At 54.6% G+C, this 15,190-nt stretch carries 14 protein-coding genes; 7 read left to right on the plus strand and 7 right to left on the minus strand.

Features of this window, described 5'->3' with window-relative positions:
- A complete protein-coding gene (gene sucD / locus QY332_13150) occupies nucleotides 1-858 on the plus strand; it encodes a succinate--CoA ligase subunit alpha (GenBank protein ID WKZ34560.1) in 858 nt (285 codons plus the stop codon).
- Between the two features lie 120 nt (nucleotides 859-978).
- On the opposite strand, the gene acpP is transcribed toward sucD, so the two are convergent.
- Nucleotides 979-1,215, minus strand: coding sequence for an acyl carrier protein (acpP, locus tag QY332_13155; GenBank protein ID WKZ34561.1), 237 nt, complete (start codon nucleotides 1,213-1,215; stop codon nucleotides 979-981).
- A gap of 88 nt (nucleotides 1,216-1,303) precedes the next feature.
- On the opposite strand from acpP, the gene fni reads away from it, so the two are divergent.
- Genes fni through QY332_13170 form a run of 3 tightly spaced genes read left to right on the plus strand, consistent with a single transcriptional unit; the run spans nucleotide 1,304 to nucleotide 3,093 of the window.
- Nucleotides 1,304-2,329 carry a type 2 isopentenyl-diphosphate Delta-isomerase gene (gene fni / locus QY332_13160; GenBank protein ID WKZ34562.1) on the plus strand — a complete coding sequence of 342 codons (1,026 nt, stop codon included), beginning with the start codon at nucleotides 1,304-1,306 and terminating at the stop codon, nucleotides 2,327-2,329.
- 42 nt (nucleotides 2,330-2,371) lie between these two features.
- Entirely contained in the window at nucleotides 2,372-2,809 is a 438-nt protein-coding gene (locus tag QY332_13165; GenBank protein WKZ34563.1) for a toll/interleukin-1 receptor domain-containing protein, read from the plus strand.
- Nucleotides 2,806-3,093: a toll/interleukin-1 receptor domain-containing protein gene (locus QY332_13170; GenBank protein WKZ34564.1), complete on the plus strand. Its 288-nt coding sequence runs from the start codon at nucleotides 2,806-2,808 to the stop codon at nucleotides 3,091-3,093. The genes QY332_13165 and QY332_13170 overlap by 4 nt, the downstream gene beginning before the upstream one ends.
- 27 nt (nucleotides 3,094-3,120) lie before the next feature.
- Here QY332_13170 and QY332_13175 read toward each other — a convergent pair whose 3' ends face one another.
- Both QY332_13175 and uvrB read right to left on the minus strand, forming a co-directional pair.
- On the minus strand, nucleotides 3,121-3,387 hold the full coding sequence (locus QY332_13175; protein WKZ34565.1) for a hypothetical protein: 267 nt from the start codon (nucleotides 3,385-3,387) through the stop codon (nucleotides 3,121-3,123).
- A gap of 2 nt (nucleotides 3,388-3,389) precedes the next feature.
- Nucleotides 3,390-5,429 (minus strand): excinuclease ABC subunit UvrB, encoded by a 2,040-nt coding sequence (gene uvrB / locus QY332_13180; GenBank protein WKZ34566.1) that lies wholly within the window; start codon nucleotides 5,427-5,429, stop codon nucleotides 3,390-3,392.
- 135 nt (nucleotides 5,430-5,564) lie between these two features.
- Here uvrB and QY332_13185 point away from each other — a divergent pair, with 135 nt between their 5' ends.
- Complete coding sequence (locus QY332_13185) at nucleotides 5,565-7,613, plus strand: hypothetical protein (GenBank protein ID WKZ34567.1); 2,049 nt, start codon at nucleotides 5,565-5,567, stop codon at nucleotides 7,611-7,613.
- 67 nt (nucleotides 7,614-7,680) lie between these two features.
- Here QY332_13185 and QY332_13190 read toward each other — a convergent pair whose 3' ends face one another.
- The 4 genes from QY332_13190 to QY332_13205 all read right to left on the minus strand — a co-directional run bounded on the left by QY332_13190 (nucleotide 7,681) and on the right by QY332_13205 (nucleotide 12,886).
- Nucleotides 7,681-8,208, minus strand: a complete 528-nt coding sequence (locus QY332_13190) for a hypothetical protein (protein ID WKZ34568.1) — start codon at nucleotides 8,206-8,208, stop codon at nucleotides 7,681-7,683.
- The gene (gene mfd, locus QY332_13195) at nucleotides 8,205-11,552 is read right to left on the minus strand and encodes a transcription-repair coupling factor (protein WKZ34569.1); all 3,348 of its coding nucleotides are present in this window, start codon (nucleotides 11,550-11,552) and stop codon (nucleotides 8,205-8,207) included. Before mfd ends, QY332_13190 begins: the two co-directional genes overlap by 4 nt.
- A 138-nt stretch (nucleotides 11,553-11,690) precedes the next feature.
- Nucleotides 11,691-12,275 carry an aminoacyl-tRNA hydrolase gene (gene pth / locus QY332_13200; GenBank protein ID WKZ34570.1) on the minus strand — a complete coding sequence of 195 codons (585 nt, stop codon included), beginning with the start codon at nucleotides 12,273-12,275 and terminating at the stop codon, nucleotides 11,691-11,693.
- Between the two features lie 17 nt (nucleotides 12,276-12,292).
- Nucleotides 12,293-12,886 (minus strand): hypothetical protein, encoded by a 594-nt coding sequence (locus tag QY332_13205; protein WKZ34571.1) that lies wholly within the window; start codon nucleotides 12,884-12,886, stop codon nucleotides 12,293-12,295.
- 161 nt (nucleotides 12,887-13,047) lie between these two features.
- Between QY332_13205 and QY332_13210 the strand changes: the two genes are divergently transcribed.
- Both QY332_13210 and QY332_13215 read left to right on the plus strand, forming a co-directional pair.
- A complete protein-coding gene (locus QY332_13210; GenBank protein ID WKZ34572.1) occupies nucleotides 13,048-13,422 on the plus strand; it encodes a roadblock/LC7 domain-containing protein in 375 nt (124 codons plus the stop codon).
- A 157-nt stretch (nucleotides 13,423-13,579) separates the two neighbouring features.
- Nucleotides 13,580-15,190: a CTP synthase gene (locus tag QY332_13215; protein WKZ34573.1), complete on the plus strand. Its 1,611-nt coding sequence runs from the start codon at nucleotides 13,580-13,582 to the stop codon at nucleotides 15,188-15,190.

A 15,190-nucleotide genomic window follows, 5' to 3' on the forward strand; every position in this document is an offset into this window, starting at 1 on the left:
ATGAGCATCCTTGTTGATAAAAACACCCGCCTCATTGTTCAGGGCATTACCGGCAATGAAGGCTTGTTTCACACCACGCAAATGGCCGCCTATGGCACGAACATCGTGGGCGGCGTGACGCCCGGCAAGGGCGGTGAATGGGTGCTGGAAAAGATCCCCGTCTTTGACTCGGTCAAGACCGCCCGGGACGCAACGGACGCAAACGCCACGATCATTTTCGTCCCGGCCCGCTTCGCGCCGGACGCCATGTTCGAAGCCGCCGACGCAGGCATTCCCCTCATCATTTGCATCACCGAAGGCGTCGCCGTGCAAGACATGATGCGTGTGCGCAACTACCTCGACCAGAGAAAAGTCCGCCTGATCGGACCGAATTGCCCGGGCCTGCTAACGCCCGGCGAAGCGAAAGTCGGCATCATCCCCGGTGATATTGCCATCCCGGGCAGCGTGGGTGTCGTCTCCCGCTCCGGCACGCTGACCTACGAAGTGCTGTACGCCATGAAACTACTCGGCATGGGCGCATCCACCTGCGTCGGCATTGGCGGCGACCCGGTCAATGGGACGAATTTCCTCGATGTGCTGGAAATGTTCGAGCACGACCCCAAGACCGAAAAGGTCATCATGATCGGTGAGATCGGCGGCAACGAAGAGGAAAAAGCCGCGGATTATATCGCTGCCAAAATGACCAAGCCGGTTGCATCCTTCATTGCCGGGCAGACCGCTCCTCCCGGCAAACGCATGGGGCACGCAGGCGCGATCATCGAAGGCGGCGCGGGCACAGCGGCAGACAAGATCAAAGCCCTCGAAGCCGCAGGCGTGAAGGTCGCAAAACATCCGGAAGAAATCCCCACCTTGCTCTAGTCATCATGGCGTTTCGAGGAAATTGCTTCGGACGGAAAAACTCCGCCGCGCAATGACATCTTTAAATCATATAGAGCCGCCTCATAAGGGCGGCTCTACGGTTATAATCCCAACAATCAATTACTTCTTGCGGGCTTCAATATAGTTAACCGCCTCGCCAACCGTGGTGATCTTCTGGGCATCTTCGTCGGAAATCTCGGCTCCAAATTTATCTTCAAAAGCCATGATCAATTCCACGAGATCCAGCGAATCAGCTTCAAGGTCCTCACGGAAGCGCGCTTCCATAGTGATCTTCTGCTCATCCACGCCGAGCAGATCCTTGACAATCGCTTTAAGTTCAGTATAGGTTTCGGACATTACAGCCTCCAAGTTTTAGTTGAGTGTTTTATTGTAATCGCTTGACAAAGCCTGTCAAGCCAGTTATCAAACACAGGAACACTACCCCATGACAAAAGTTGCGCCGATAGACCAGCGAAAAGCCGACCACATTAAAATCAACTTAGAGCAGGATGTGCGTTCTGCCCTGACCAGCGGCCTGGAAAAATTTCATTTCTCCCACGAGGCCCTGCCCGAATTGGATTTGAACCACCTCGACACGACCGTCAACCTGTTCGGCAGGGCCCTGGCATCTCCCACCCTGATCAGCTCGATGACCGGCGGTACACCCGAAGCCGAGACGATAAATGTACGTCTCGCCGAAGCTGCGCAGGAGTGCGGCATCGCCATGGGCGTCGGATCTCAGCGCGCCGCCATCGAGCATCCTGAACAGGCGAGAACCTTTCAAGTGCGGAGGGTCGCGCCCGACATTTTATTATTCGCAAATCTCGGAGCAGTACAATTCAACTACGGCTATGGCATTGACCATTGCCGCCGGGCCGTGGACATGATCCAGGCTGATGCGCTCTACCTGCATTTGAATCCCTTGCAGGAAGCCGTCCAGGACGGGGGCGACACGAACTGGATGGGCATTGCAATGAAGATCGAAGACGTGTGCAAGAAACTCGAAGTGCCTGTCATCGCAAAAGAAGTCGGCTGGGGCATCTCCGAAAAAACAGCCAAACTGTTAGCCGATTGCGGTGTGCAAGCGATTGACGTGGCAGGCGCGGGCGGGACCAGCTGGTCGCAGGTCGAAATGCACCGCGCGCCCGACGAATTCACCCGTCAACTCGCCGCCACATTCGTTGGCTGGGGCATACCAACTGCAGACTCGATTTTGAACGTGAAGAAAGCCGTCCCCGATATGACGATTTTCGCCAGCGGCGGCATCAAAGACGGACTCGACATCGCCAAATGCATCGCCCTTGGCGCGACCCTCGGCGGCATGGCAGGTCAATTCCTCAAAGCCGCGGCAGTTTCGACAGAAAAAGCCGTTGAGCTAATGAAGCTGACCAAACGCCAGATCGAAGTCACCATGTTTGCGTGTGGAGTTGAAACGTTGGAAGGGCTTGTCCAGAGCCTGGTCGAAGGATGAAGGCCGGGAAGTTGGCAATCCGCTCACAGAAAGGAAACACCCATGGCAACACTACAAAGGTATATACAAAATAGGTTGACTTTGTGCCATCAAGACCTTTCTAGAATTGAAGAAATCTATAAATCGATTGAGAAGTCGATTGAACACGCCGAGTTGTCTGCCATTCGCATGGAGTTCGACGCCATTCACAAAACCATCGCCAAGATAGAGGCAACGGAAAAAGTACCACTTCCAAATTACCCGAATGCTGATCCCATTGATCCCGCTTTTCTCTTGCAACTCGAACGCGACTCCTTCCCCACTAGCATTGACGGCAAGATCGTGGATATCAACGTGCGCGAATTATTGAACGGGATTCGTCCATCCAAGAACCAAGCTGTGAAGGTGTTCATCAGTTATTCCCATCAAGACAAATCCTTCGCCAAAAAACTCGCAGGTGAACTGGAACGTCAAGGCATGAAAGTAAAAGTCAAGGCATGAAAGTCTGGTGGGATTTCGAGGGGCTCAAAGGCGGACAGGACTGGCAAAAAGAGATCGAACGCGGCATCAAGCAATGCGACTTCTTCCTCGTCGTTCTTACGCCTGACGCAGCTACGTCCGAGTGGGTTGGGAATGAAATCACCTATGCCAGCAACGCGCAGAAAACGATCATCCCGCTGCATTTGAAAAAATGCGAGATTCCCATTGGTCTCATTAAGAAGCAATATATTGATTTCGAGAAGCAGACGCAAAAACCGCGATCAAGGAACCGTTCCAGATTTTAAAGGCGAGTGAATGAAATGTCCAACCGCCTAATACGTCTCCACATACACCAAAATCGAAAAGATGATCGCCGTCAACACCCCGATGACACACAGCCCAATCCCCACCGTGGCGGCTTTTCTGAATTCCGACCTTCTGCCGAATACCCCCAAAACGATTCCTGCGGCCCCTAGCCCGACACCAAGAATGGGAACCAAACCCGTACACAGACACAATACACCGAGCGCAGCAGATGCAAGCGCATAAAATTTATTCAACCGCTCTTCGGGGTCAAGGGAGGCGGGATCAGTCTGCATGGTCAATCCTCCTCACCCGTCATCAATTTGATCCGCTCCCAGGGCTTCAAACTTTCGTCCTCGGCCAGTAACGTCTTCAGATCATACAACTCGTCACGAAACGCTGCAGCTCTTTCAAACTCAAGGTTCTTCGCCGCCTCCTTCATGTGCCTTTCCACTTCGGCAACGATCTTGCGCAATTCGCCGCGCGGCATGGCGCCTGCGCCCTTCACTTTATATTCACCTCTCAGCTCGCCCACCGCCTTCTCGGACATTCCCTCGGTCAGGTCGTGGATCTCCTTGTGAATACTGATCGGCACAATGCCATTCTCCTCGTTAAACTTAATCTGCTTCGCACGGCGGCGGTTGGTCTCCTCAATCGCACGTTTCATCGAATCCGTCTCGCGGTCTGCATACATGATCACGCGTCCATTCACGTTGCGCGCCGCCCGCCCGATGGTCTGGATCAGCGCCGTATCCGAGCGCAGGAAGCCTTCCTTGTCCGCATCGAGAATCGCAACCAGGGAAACTTCCGGCAGGTCCAGCCCTTCGCGCAACAGGTTGATGCCAACAAGCACATCGAATGTTCCCAGGCGCAGATCGCGCAGGATGCTGACGCGTTCGAGCGTTTCCACTTCCGAATGTAAATATTGAACCTTGACCCCCAACTCTTTCAGATACTTGGTCAGATCCTCCGACATACGCTTCGTCAAGGTCGTGACCAAAACACGCTCGCCTCTTTCCACCCGCTGGCTGATCTCCCCAACCAGATCATCCACCTGCCCTTTGGTTGGGCGCACGATCACCTCGGGGTCCACCAGGCCCGTCGGGCGGATGATCTGCTCGACCACTTGTTCGGCATGCCCCATCTCGTACGTGGACGGTGTTGCAGTGGTGTAGATCGTCGAACCCATCACCTGCTCGAATTCCTCGAACTTCAACGGGCGGTTATCCATGGCGGAAGGCAGACGGAAACCATATTCCACCAGCGTTTCCTTGCGTGCGCGGTCGCCGTTATACATCCCGCGGATCTGTGGCACGGTCATATGACTCTCATCGATCACCAGGAGATAGTCACTCGGCAAAAAATCGATCATCGTCCATGGATGGGTGCCAGGCTCGCGCCCATCCAGATGACGCGAGTAATTCTCGATGCCGGAACAATACCCCACTTCCTTCAACATCTCAAGGTCATAGCGCGTGCGCTGTTCTATACGCTGCGCCTCCAATAACTTTCCCTGACTTTTGTAGAAGGCAAGGCGCTCCTCCAACTCGGCTTCGATATTGCTGATCGATTCCTTCAAGCGATCCGAATCGGTCAGATATTGCTTGGCGGGATAGATCGAAACTTCCTTCCACTCCTCGAAGACCTCGCCCGTCAACGGGCTGAACTGCATGATGCGTTCCACTTCATCGCCAAAAAACGTGATTTTAAAACCCCGCTTTTCTTCATAAGCAGGGACGATCTCCAATGTATCGCCGCGCACACGGAAAGTGCCGGGGCGCAACTCCATGTCATTGCGCTGGTACTGGCTCTCGACCAACTGGCGCAGCAGGGCATTGCGTCGATAGATCTGCCCCACCTGCAAAGTGACCGTCCCCTTGCCGAATTCCTCCGGCGAACCCAAACCGTAGATACACGAGACCGATGCGACGATGATCACATCCCGCCGTGAAATTAACGCAGTCGTGGCCGCCAACCGCAAACGTTCGATCTCTTCATTGATCTGGGTTTCCTTCTCAATAAACAGGTCGTGGCGTGGAACATATGCCTCTGGCTGGTAATAATCATAGTACGACACAAAATACGAAACCGCATTCTCGGGGAAAAATTCCTTGAACTCGGCGTATAGTTGTGCCGCCAGCGTCTTGTTGTGCGCCATGATCAGCGCGGGCTTCTGCACCTCCTGAATGACGGATGCAATCGTAAAGGTCTTTCCCGTGCCGGTTGCGCCGAGCAGAACCTGGTGCTTGAGTCCTTTGTTCACGCCTTCCACGAGTCCGCGGATGGCTTCGGGCTGGTCGCCCATGGGAATGAAGGGTGCTTGAAGTTTGAATTCCATTGGTTTTCTTTTCGTCTGATTATGGGAACGTCTGTTCTATTCTACTCCAAAGGCGGAGGAAAAACCAGTGAAACAGAATCAGGTTCGGACGGGGAAAGAGGCGAATTCGGCATCAGGGTTATAATCACGGGCGTTATGAGAAAAGTCCGGGCATATTTCCAAAATTTATCCTTCACCGAAAAAAGCGCGCCCGCCGCGCTGGTCGTCCTGTGCGTCCTTGCCTTCGGCTCGCTCATCCCGCGTCTTGGATTTTACATGGACGATTGGCCCTATATTTTTTATGCGCGGACAAAGGGCATCGAGGGACTGCGCGAATTGCTGTTTTATGACGGACGCCCGAACGCCGCGTGGCTGTACATGACGGCGTTCCGCCTGTGGGACTTCAATCCGCTGGCATGGCATCTCTTTGCACTCGTCATGCGGATCGGGACGGCGGTGACGTTCTATATTTTCATGCGCCTGATGTGGAGCGAACGAAAATGGGAGGCAGTTGTCGCTTCGCTTTTGTTCGCGGTGTATCCGTTCTTCATGCTCCAGCCGTTTGCCGTCGGGTCCACGCACCATTGGTTTGGCTTCCTAGCGTTCAACACTTCACTCATCCTGATGGTGATCGGCTTTCGGGAAGAATCCCCCCGCCGCTGGTTGTGGATCGCTCCTGCACTTGGACTGGAGGCGGCGCATCTGTTCACCAGCGAGTATTTTGCGGGGCTTGAATTGATCCGAATCGTTATTTTGTGGATTTTGGCTGCGCGCAAGAAAATGACGTTCCCCAAGCGCGCGGCGCATGTCTTCCTGAACTGGCTCCCCTACCTGTTCGTGATGGGACTTTTCATGTACTGGCGCATCTTCATCTTCGAGATGACGCGCAATGAGCCGGTGATCTTTAACCAGTTGTTCAGCGAACCATTCAAGGCGATTGGATTTCTGTTCACCGCCTTCTTCACCGACGCTGTCTCCGTTTTGACCATCGGATGGCAAGGGGCAACCGATGCCGCCCAGTTCGATTTCTCGTCGGTGTTCGTTCGCTACAAACTGGTCGTCTGCCTGTTCGTTTTTGGGCTTGCCTGGCTCTACCTGAGAAAACTTCTCCCCGCACATGACCAGCCCGCCGACGACTGGAAAAAATCATCCGTCATGCTGGCGCTTGCTGCGCTGATGACCAGCGGGCTGCCGATCTGGTTCGCCGGGCGCAACATCGTCGAAAGCAAGAACCTGCTCTCTGCTTCGCGCTTTGGAATCCCCACCATGTTCGGCGCCGCCCTGCTCGTTTTTTGGCTGGCGGGATATTTCATCGGCGACAGGAACAAGAAAAACATCTTCCTCGCCCTGCTGCTCGCGCTGGCGGTCAACTTCCACCTGGACAATACCAAGGAATTCGAATACGCATGGTCGAAGCAGCAGCGCTTCTTCCAGCAACTGCTGTGGCGCGCACCGATGATCGAAAAAGGCACCGCCATTTTTACCGACGAAGAGATCATGGGCATCATGGGCGAGTATCCGCTCTCGTTTGCCATCGGCGTCAACTACCGCGTCGGCGATGTCGGCACCTCGCCGCACTACTGGTATTTCCCCTTCCTTTACACAAATCCCGACGTCGATTCACTGCTGCTCGGCGAGCCGCTCGAATTCACCCGCCTGAACATGAAATTCGAAGGCAACAGCAAACAAATGCTCCTGCTGGATTACAACCCGGAGATGAAGCGCTGTTTATGGATTCTCCAGCCGCAGGACAACAACCTGCGACTCGTCAGCGCAGACGTGCGCAAGCTTGCATCAGGCTCGGACCCCAGTCTGATTCATCCCACCGGGCAGTCCGCCCCTCCCAAAGACATCTACGGCAAGACCAACACCGATACCTGGTGCTATTACTTCCAAAAAGCGGATCTGGCGCGGCAGTTCGGTCAATGGGCTGAAGTCGTCCGTTTGTGGAATGAAGCGCAGGACGCGGGTCACCGACCAGACAACGGTTTCGAGTACATCCCTTTCATCGAGGGCTTCGGTCATAGCGACGACTGGGAACAAGTCAAAACCCTGACGAAATTCTCCAAGCGCATCACGGCGGGACTCGAACCCAGCCTGTGTCGCGCGCTGGATCGATTGGCTGAAAACGCGCCAGCATCGCAGAAACGCGATGAGACGATCACCAACCTGAAAGACGACCTGATCTGCAGGAACTATCAATAGAACCTTGCCGCCCCGACGTATCGTCGGGGCGGCAAGGTTCATGGAAACAGAATCAGGCGTCGGTTTGTTATGGAAGCGGGTACGGGGGGAAGGTCCCTTCAGGAGCGTAGAAGTCGGTGGGGTTGGCTCCCTGCGTCACCTGGCCGCCTGTCACAGTGACGGGAATCAGGCTGTGGTCGGTGCAATCGACCGAAAGCCCGCAGGGGACGGCCTGCGAATATCCGCCGGGATAGGATGGATCAGGGTAAGCAACCACATAATAAGTACCGGACGGAAGGTTGTCGATTTGATAGGTGCTGGCATTGTCATTGGTGATCACATAGTAATAATTGGATCCGCCAATCTCATAAGCAACCACAACCATCGACGGAATAAAACTGGATGGATACCCCAGCTGCCCCGCAATGCCTCCCAACTGCGCAGGCGGCTCCTCTGCCATCGCTTCCGGCGTGGATGTTTGGAGCGGAGCCTGCGCCGTCAAGGCTTGAAATGTGGCTTGCACGATCGCGTCAACATCCTGTGTGGGTTGCCCGCCCCCGCACGCCGAAAGCAACAATCCCAAAGCGACAAACAAAACTAAAATTTTTCTCTTCATCTTCTCTCCTTGTTTAATATATTCGTCGTTTCTAACACGCGCAGCGGGTCTGCTTCAACCCCCAATTGGGTTAATACATTCAAAAGTTTTGATGTCCAGACTTCATCCTTCGATAGCGTGATCCAATATGCGGATTTGCCTCCCCGCACGCCATTTCCAAGATCAAGCAGACGCTTCGCTTCGGACCCGTCAGCTGGCGCGGGATACCTGAGCAGAATCTGCCCCGCCTCCCAACTGACCGATGCCAGCCCCGCCTTCTCCGCACGCAGTTTCACGCGCATCTGATATAGAAGATTCTGAACCATCTCCGGCAGCTGGCCGAAGCGGTCACGGAACTCGGAGCCGAGCGCATCCAGTTCGGTTTCATCGCGGAGGTCGGCGATGCGGCGATACAGCCGCAGACGCAAATCCTGGTCGGAAATATACTCGGCCGGGATTCCAACCGCCAGTGGCAAATCGACATTTATCGGCATGGACAGAGGCAGATTAAACGATGATGGCAGGGTTGCAGGTGGAAGTTCCATGTTGAGGTTGTCCTTCATCAGAACTCGAATGCGGCGGACGGAATCGGCGAGCATCCTGGTATAAAGATGAAAACCAACGGATTGAATATAACCATGCTGGCGCGTGCCAAGCAGCTCGCCTGCGCCGCGGATCTCAAGATCACGCATGGCAATGGAATAACCTGCGCCAAGCTGGGTGTTCTCTGCAATGACCTCAAGTCGCTGTTGACCGTCAATGGTCGGTGATAATTTGTTGTGGCGGAAGAAGTAGGCATATGCGCGCATCGCGCCGCGTCCCACGCGACCTCGCAGCTGATAGAGCTGCGCCAGACCGAATGTATCCGCGCGATCCACAATCAGGGTGTTCGCATTGGGAATATCCAATCCCGATTCGATGATGGTCGTCGAAAGCAGGATGTCAATTTCAGCGGCGTTGAATCGCTGCATGACGTTAGCTAGCTGGTTTTCCGGCATCTGACCATGGCCGATGTCCACCCGCGCTTCAGGAACAAGTTTTTCAAGATGGGCTTTCATCGCTTCGATGGTCTGCACACGGTTGTGGACGAAGAAGATCTGTCCGCCGCGCTCAAGTTCGCGCAGAATGGCCTGCCGCACCAGACGTGGCGAATACGGTCCCACATGCGTGATGATGGGCAGGCGCTCCTCCGGTGGCGTGTTCAAATTGGAAATATCGCGCACGCCGGTCAATGCCATATACAGCGTGCGAGGAATCGGCGTGGCTGTCAGGGTCAGCACATCCACTTCGGTGCGAAGTTTTTTGAGGTGCTCCTTGTGCGTGACACCGAAGCGCTGTTCCTCATCAATGACAACCAATCCCAGGTCCTTGAAAGCCACATCAGCCGAGATCAATCGGTGTGTACCAATGACAATGTCGACTTCGCCAAGAGCAAGTTGATGCAGTATATGCGCCTGTTCTCGTTGCGTGCGGAAGCGTGAAAGCATTTCCACCTTGATGGGATACGCGGCAAGCCGCTGGGAAAAGGTCTCGAAATGCTGCTGTGCAAGTACGGTCGTTGGGACAAGCACAGCCGCCTGTTTGCCGCTCATCACCGCCTTGAAAGCGGCGCGCAGGGCGACCTCGGTTTTGCCATAGCCCACGTCACCGCACAGCAAACGATCCATTGGACGGGCGCGTTCCATGTCGCGTTTAATGTCCACAATGGCGCGTTTCTGGTCATCGGTTTCCACATAGGGGAAACTATCTTCCAATTCCTTTTGCCATTGCGTATCAGAAGGAAATGCAAAACCCTGCACCACCTGGCGGCGCGCGTACAAATCCAGAAGATCTTCTGCAACTTTTTGCACCGCTTCACGGACACGCGACTTCGTCTCCGGCCACGTCTGCCCGCCGAGGTGATCCAGTGACGGTTTGCCGCCATCCGCGCCGACATACCGCGTGAGCCTGTCCGCCTGATGGACGGGCACGTAGAGAATGCCGCTGCGATCATATTCAACCGTGAGATACTCCCGCTCATGCCCATCCAGCTGCCGGCGAATCAGACCCGCAAAGCGTCCAATGCCATGATCCACATGGACAACGTAGTCGCCCACCTGCAAATCCGCATAAAGCGATTCCGGCGTATCTGTAATCCGTCTCTGACGCGTGCGCGGCTGGGGCCGCTCCCAACCAAAGACTTCGGAGTCGGTGACGAGATGAAGATTTGATGCGGTTTGAGCTAACGTGAAACCCTCCGACAACGAGGCTTCGATGAATTCAAGGTTTGAATAACTGACATTGGGGTAGTACTCATTCCAAAGCTCCTGCAACCGTGGAGACTGGCGCGAGACAATGAAGACCTGCCCCCCGCCCTCGACGATTGTATGCAAATAATCAATGAACGGTTTTAGCCTGCCGCCAAACCGTTCATCATGCCCAAAGCAGGAGGCGAGTCCGCCCGCCTGTTCGACATCCGTCGAATATCCCAGTTCGAGAAATGAAAATTCGCTCAAGCCATCATTCAACTCGGACCAGGGCAGATACGGGACAGGAAATTCCTTCGAAAGCGTGCCTTCTTCAATACATTCATGCCTGAACTTAACCGCCTGCTCCTCCACCTCGTTCGCCATTACTTCAACAAGATTCAAATCATCCACGATCATCAATGATTTCCGCGGGAGGTAGTCAAGCAATGATGCAGGCTGCTGGTGCAGGAGCGGGAGATGAAACTCGGATAACTGAATATCCGTTTCGGGTGCGGCCACCAGGAACTCGCGCGCAGGCGTGACCAGAATGTCCTCAAGTTTTTCCATCGTACGCTGGGTGGCCGGGTCAAAACCGCGGATGGTTTCGATCTCATCGCCGAAGAAATCAAGGCGAACGGGATTGGATTCCGTTGACGGCCATATATCGAGCAATCCTCCGCGATGCGAGAATTGACCCGGCTCGAGGACCGTGTTCACGTGCTGGTAACCAATTCTCGTCCATTCCCGAATCAAGCCATCGGATTGAATGCTCTGGTTTACCGATAGTTTTTTGCACGCTTTGAGAAAATCCCGCCTCGGCAGGGTGCGCGTCATTAACGAGCGCGCGGATGCAATAATAATGGGGGACACCTCCACCTTTTTTGCAAAGGGCAGGTGATGGGCTGCGAGCGCAGTCAGCACCCGCAGCCGTTCACGGCGCGTTGTAACCCCCCAGGCGGCATCCTCATAAAATAGCGGATTTGGCTCCGCGAACAAATATCGCGGCGACCTCGTCCAAAAGCCAAGTTCATCAAAAATGGACAGCGCATGGTCGGCACGGTCGGTAACAAGCAGGATGGGATGGTTTAAGTCCGCATGGAGCGAGGCAAGCAGGGGCAATCGAACAGAGCGCGGCAAGCCAAGTCCTGATAGGGGTTTGTGAGCGCTGAGTTCAATCAGCAGTTGCTGATATTGCGGGAGTGAACGGAGATTGGTTAAAATGGATTGCATATTTTGTGGGCAGGTGGATCGCGGCACTATGTTTCGAAACGCAAACTAGGCCTCAATCGACCCGTTGTATTGATTCATCGCCTTGTTCAAACCATGCGTGACAAAGGTCAACGCGGCATCGGAGGCGCGGCCCAATACCTCGGGGAGAAGTTTAAAATCATCCTTCGAAAAATTTTGCAGCACGTAATCTTTTGGGTCCATGCGCCCGGGCGGACGTCCGATCCCCAAACGTAGGCGCGGGAAATCCTTTGTGCCGAGCTGTTCAATGGTGGAAGCCATGCCGCGCTGGCCGCCGGGTCCGCCTGTGGGACGGATGCGAATGGTTCCAAAGGGCAGGTCCAGGTCATCGTGAGCAACAAGCAGGTTTTCAGGCGGGATCTTGTAGAAATGCAGCAGTCCCTGCACAGATTGACCGGAGAGATTCATGTAGGTCTGCGGCTTGGCGAGGACAATTCTGCGCTCCTCATAATGTGCGGAAATGACGATCGCCCTGGACTGCAACTTCATTCCGCGCGCATCCAAACGGACCGTGAGGTGGTCGATTAACATGAAGCCGATGTTATGACGGGTGTCCTTGTATTCACGCCCGGGGTTGCCGAGTCCGATGAGGAGGTAGGGGTCAAGTGTCATGAGTCCAATTCCGGGGTTCAGTTGTTCTTGCGAAGACGAAGTATGAGCGAGAAGAAGGCGAATAATACCAGGACGACTAAAGCACCGCGCCCGAATATGGAATAGATGGAAGAAGCTGTTACAGACGCAGGGTTCACGGGCAGCGGGGTGGACGATGGATGGGTTATCACTGGCACGTCAGGCGGCGCGGTAAAAGCGGGCATTGGGGTCGCGGCATCAAATTGAGGAGACACCGTTTCAGCAGGGATATCGTCGGTTGGCCCGGGAAGATCGTTACGGACCCTCAAGCCTGAAATAAGCACATCTTGAAAAGAGCCGTCCTGAAGGAAAACGCGCAGACGCAGATCGTAATCGCCGTCGGTAATCGGAATGGTATCCCACACAGCGATGACAGAACCCGTTTCAGCCTGAGGATATGCCTGGATAATGAACCAGGAATCGGCCGTATCCGAAGCGTACGAGAAAGCCAGTTCGGCCGATGAAAAATTCAGGGCATCCATCCTGCCAACGATCTCCACCTGCCCGCGCAGGGTGTCACCCGCCTGAGGGGACGAGATCGAAATGGGCGGATCCTGAAAAAGGAACAACAGAATCAAAATGACTTTGAGCATGGCAACCATTTAGTTTAACATGAAGGAAATGTGTGGTCAAATTGAGATCGCTTCGGTTTTGAAATACGCGGACAATTCTCGAATGATAATTTTTCTGGTAAACTCTACCCGTTCAATCAAAATGAATGGCGGGGGGACCCGCTTTCCCAGGAGACCGAGTTATGGCACAGTCCCGTTCTGAACAAATGGTGGAACGCCTTCGCAATATGCAAGCCGCCGCACCCGACATTGAAGCCTCAGCCGTTGTTTCAGTGGACGGTTTAATCATGGCCTCCGCCCTGCAGCAGGGTGTTGAGGAGGATCGGGTTTCCGCCATGTCCGCGGCAATGCTTTCGCTTGGCGAACGTATTTCAGGCGAACTCGGACGCGGCGGGCTGGAGCAGGTGTACATCAAGGGTGATAAAGGCGCAATCGTGCTGACCGCCATCGGCGACGAAGCAGTGCTGACCGCCATGTCGCGTCATGATGCAAAGCTCGGGATGATCTTCCTCGAGATGCGCCGCGCCGCTGAAGATTTGGTGAAGCTGGTCGGATGAAAAAGATCCGACATTCACAACCCCATGGAACACAACCCCGAATGGGGAGGGCTTAAACGCCCTCCCCATTCTCTTTGTTTATTAACAGAGTTATGGCGCGGATGATTGTTTCAGGTAAAAAAACTAATCGCCATCACACGGACAAGGAAAAAATCATATGACCACTAAATATTTATTTTTCACGGGCGGGGTTGTTTCATCTGTCGGCAAGGGCGTGACCGCGGCGGCAATGGGATTGTTGCTCAAGGAGCGCGGGTTCAACGTGGCCGTGCAAAAACTTGACCCGTACATCAATGTTGACCCCGGCACGATGTCACCCTATCAACACGGCGAAGTGTACGTGCTGGACGACGGCGCAGAAACAGACCTCGACCTGGGCCACTACGAAAGATTTATTGATAACCGCCTGACCAAGGTCAGCAACTTCACCACGGGACAGGTGTATGCGGAGACCATCGCAAAGGAACGGCGCGGCGATTATCTCGGCGGGACGATCCAGGTCATCCCACATATTACCAATGAGATCAAGCGCAGGATCGGTCTGGTGGCAAAAGAAACAGGCGCGGAGATCGTCATTCTCGAAGTCGGCGGCACGGTCGGCGACATAGAATCCCAGCCGTTTCTTGAGGCGTTGCGCCAACTCCGCAACGAGGTCGGGCGCGAGAACTGTCTCTTCGTGCATGTCACCTGGCTCCCCACCATCGGCGCAACCGGTGAAATAAAGACAAAACCCACGCAACATTCCGTGGCCGCATTACGCTCCATTGGCATTTCCCCCAATATCATCATCGCCCGCGCAGATGCAAAAGTGGAAAAAAGCCTGTGCGAAAAGATCGCGCTCTTCTGCGACGTGGAAAAGGATTCGGTCATCCCCATGCCAACTGCGGAGGTGTTGTATGAAGTCCCCCTGCTTTTGGAAAAACTTGGCGTCGGTGAACTGGTGCTCGGTAAACTCGGTTTACTGGCAAAACGCAAGCCGAATATGCGTCCATGGAAAAAACTCGTGGATGAAGTCCGCAAGCCAAAGCCGACGGTACAGGTTGCGCTGGTCGGCAAATACGTAGAATTACAGGACGCGTACATGTCTGTGCGTGAGGCATTGAAACATGCCGGGCTGGAAAACAGCGTGGAGGTCGAGATCGGCTGGGTGCATTCAGCCGACCTTGAAAAGGACAAGGGCTGGGATGTGATCAAGCAAGCGGACGCGGTGCTGGTTCCCGGCGGTTTTGGTTCACGCGGCATCGAAGGCAAAATCCTTGCAGCGCGCTACGCCCGCGAAAACAAGGTCCCGTATCTTGGCTTGTGTTTGGGAATGCAGGTGATGTGTATTGATTTCGCCCGCCACGTGCTGGATCTCGAAGACGCCAACTCGTCCGAATTCGACCGCAGCACCGAACACCCCGTCATCGACCTGATGCTCGACCAGCGTGCCATCACCGATATGGGCGGGACCATGCGCCTCGGACTCTACCCGTGCCTGCTCCAAAAAGGAACGAAGGCTGCCAACGCCTACACGGTTCCGCGCGTGGACGAGCGGCATCGTCACCGCTTCGAGTTCAACAATGCCTACCGCGAATCTTTCAAGGAACACGGCATGGTCTTTTCCGGTGTATCCCCTGACGGTAAATTGGTCGAGATCGTGGAGCTGGCCGACCATCCCTACATGGTCGCGAGTCAGTTCCACCCGGAGTTTTTGTCGCGCCCGATGAAACCGCATCCGCTGTTCGTTGGGTTGTTAAAGGCGGCCAAGGAACGAGCAAAAAAGTAA

This window comes from Anaerolineales bacterium, from assembly GCA_030583885.1.
Taxonomy (GTDB): Bacteria; Chloroflexota; Anaerolineae; order Anaerolineales; family Villigracilaceae; genus Villigracilis.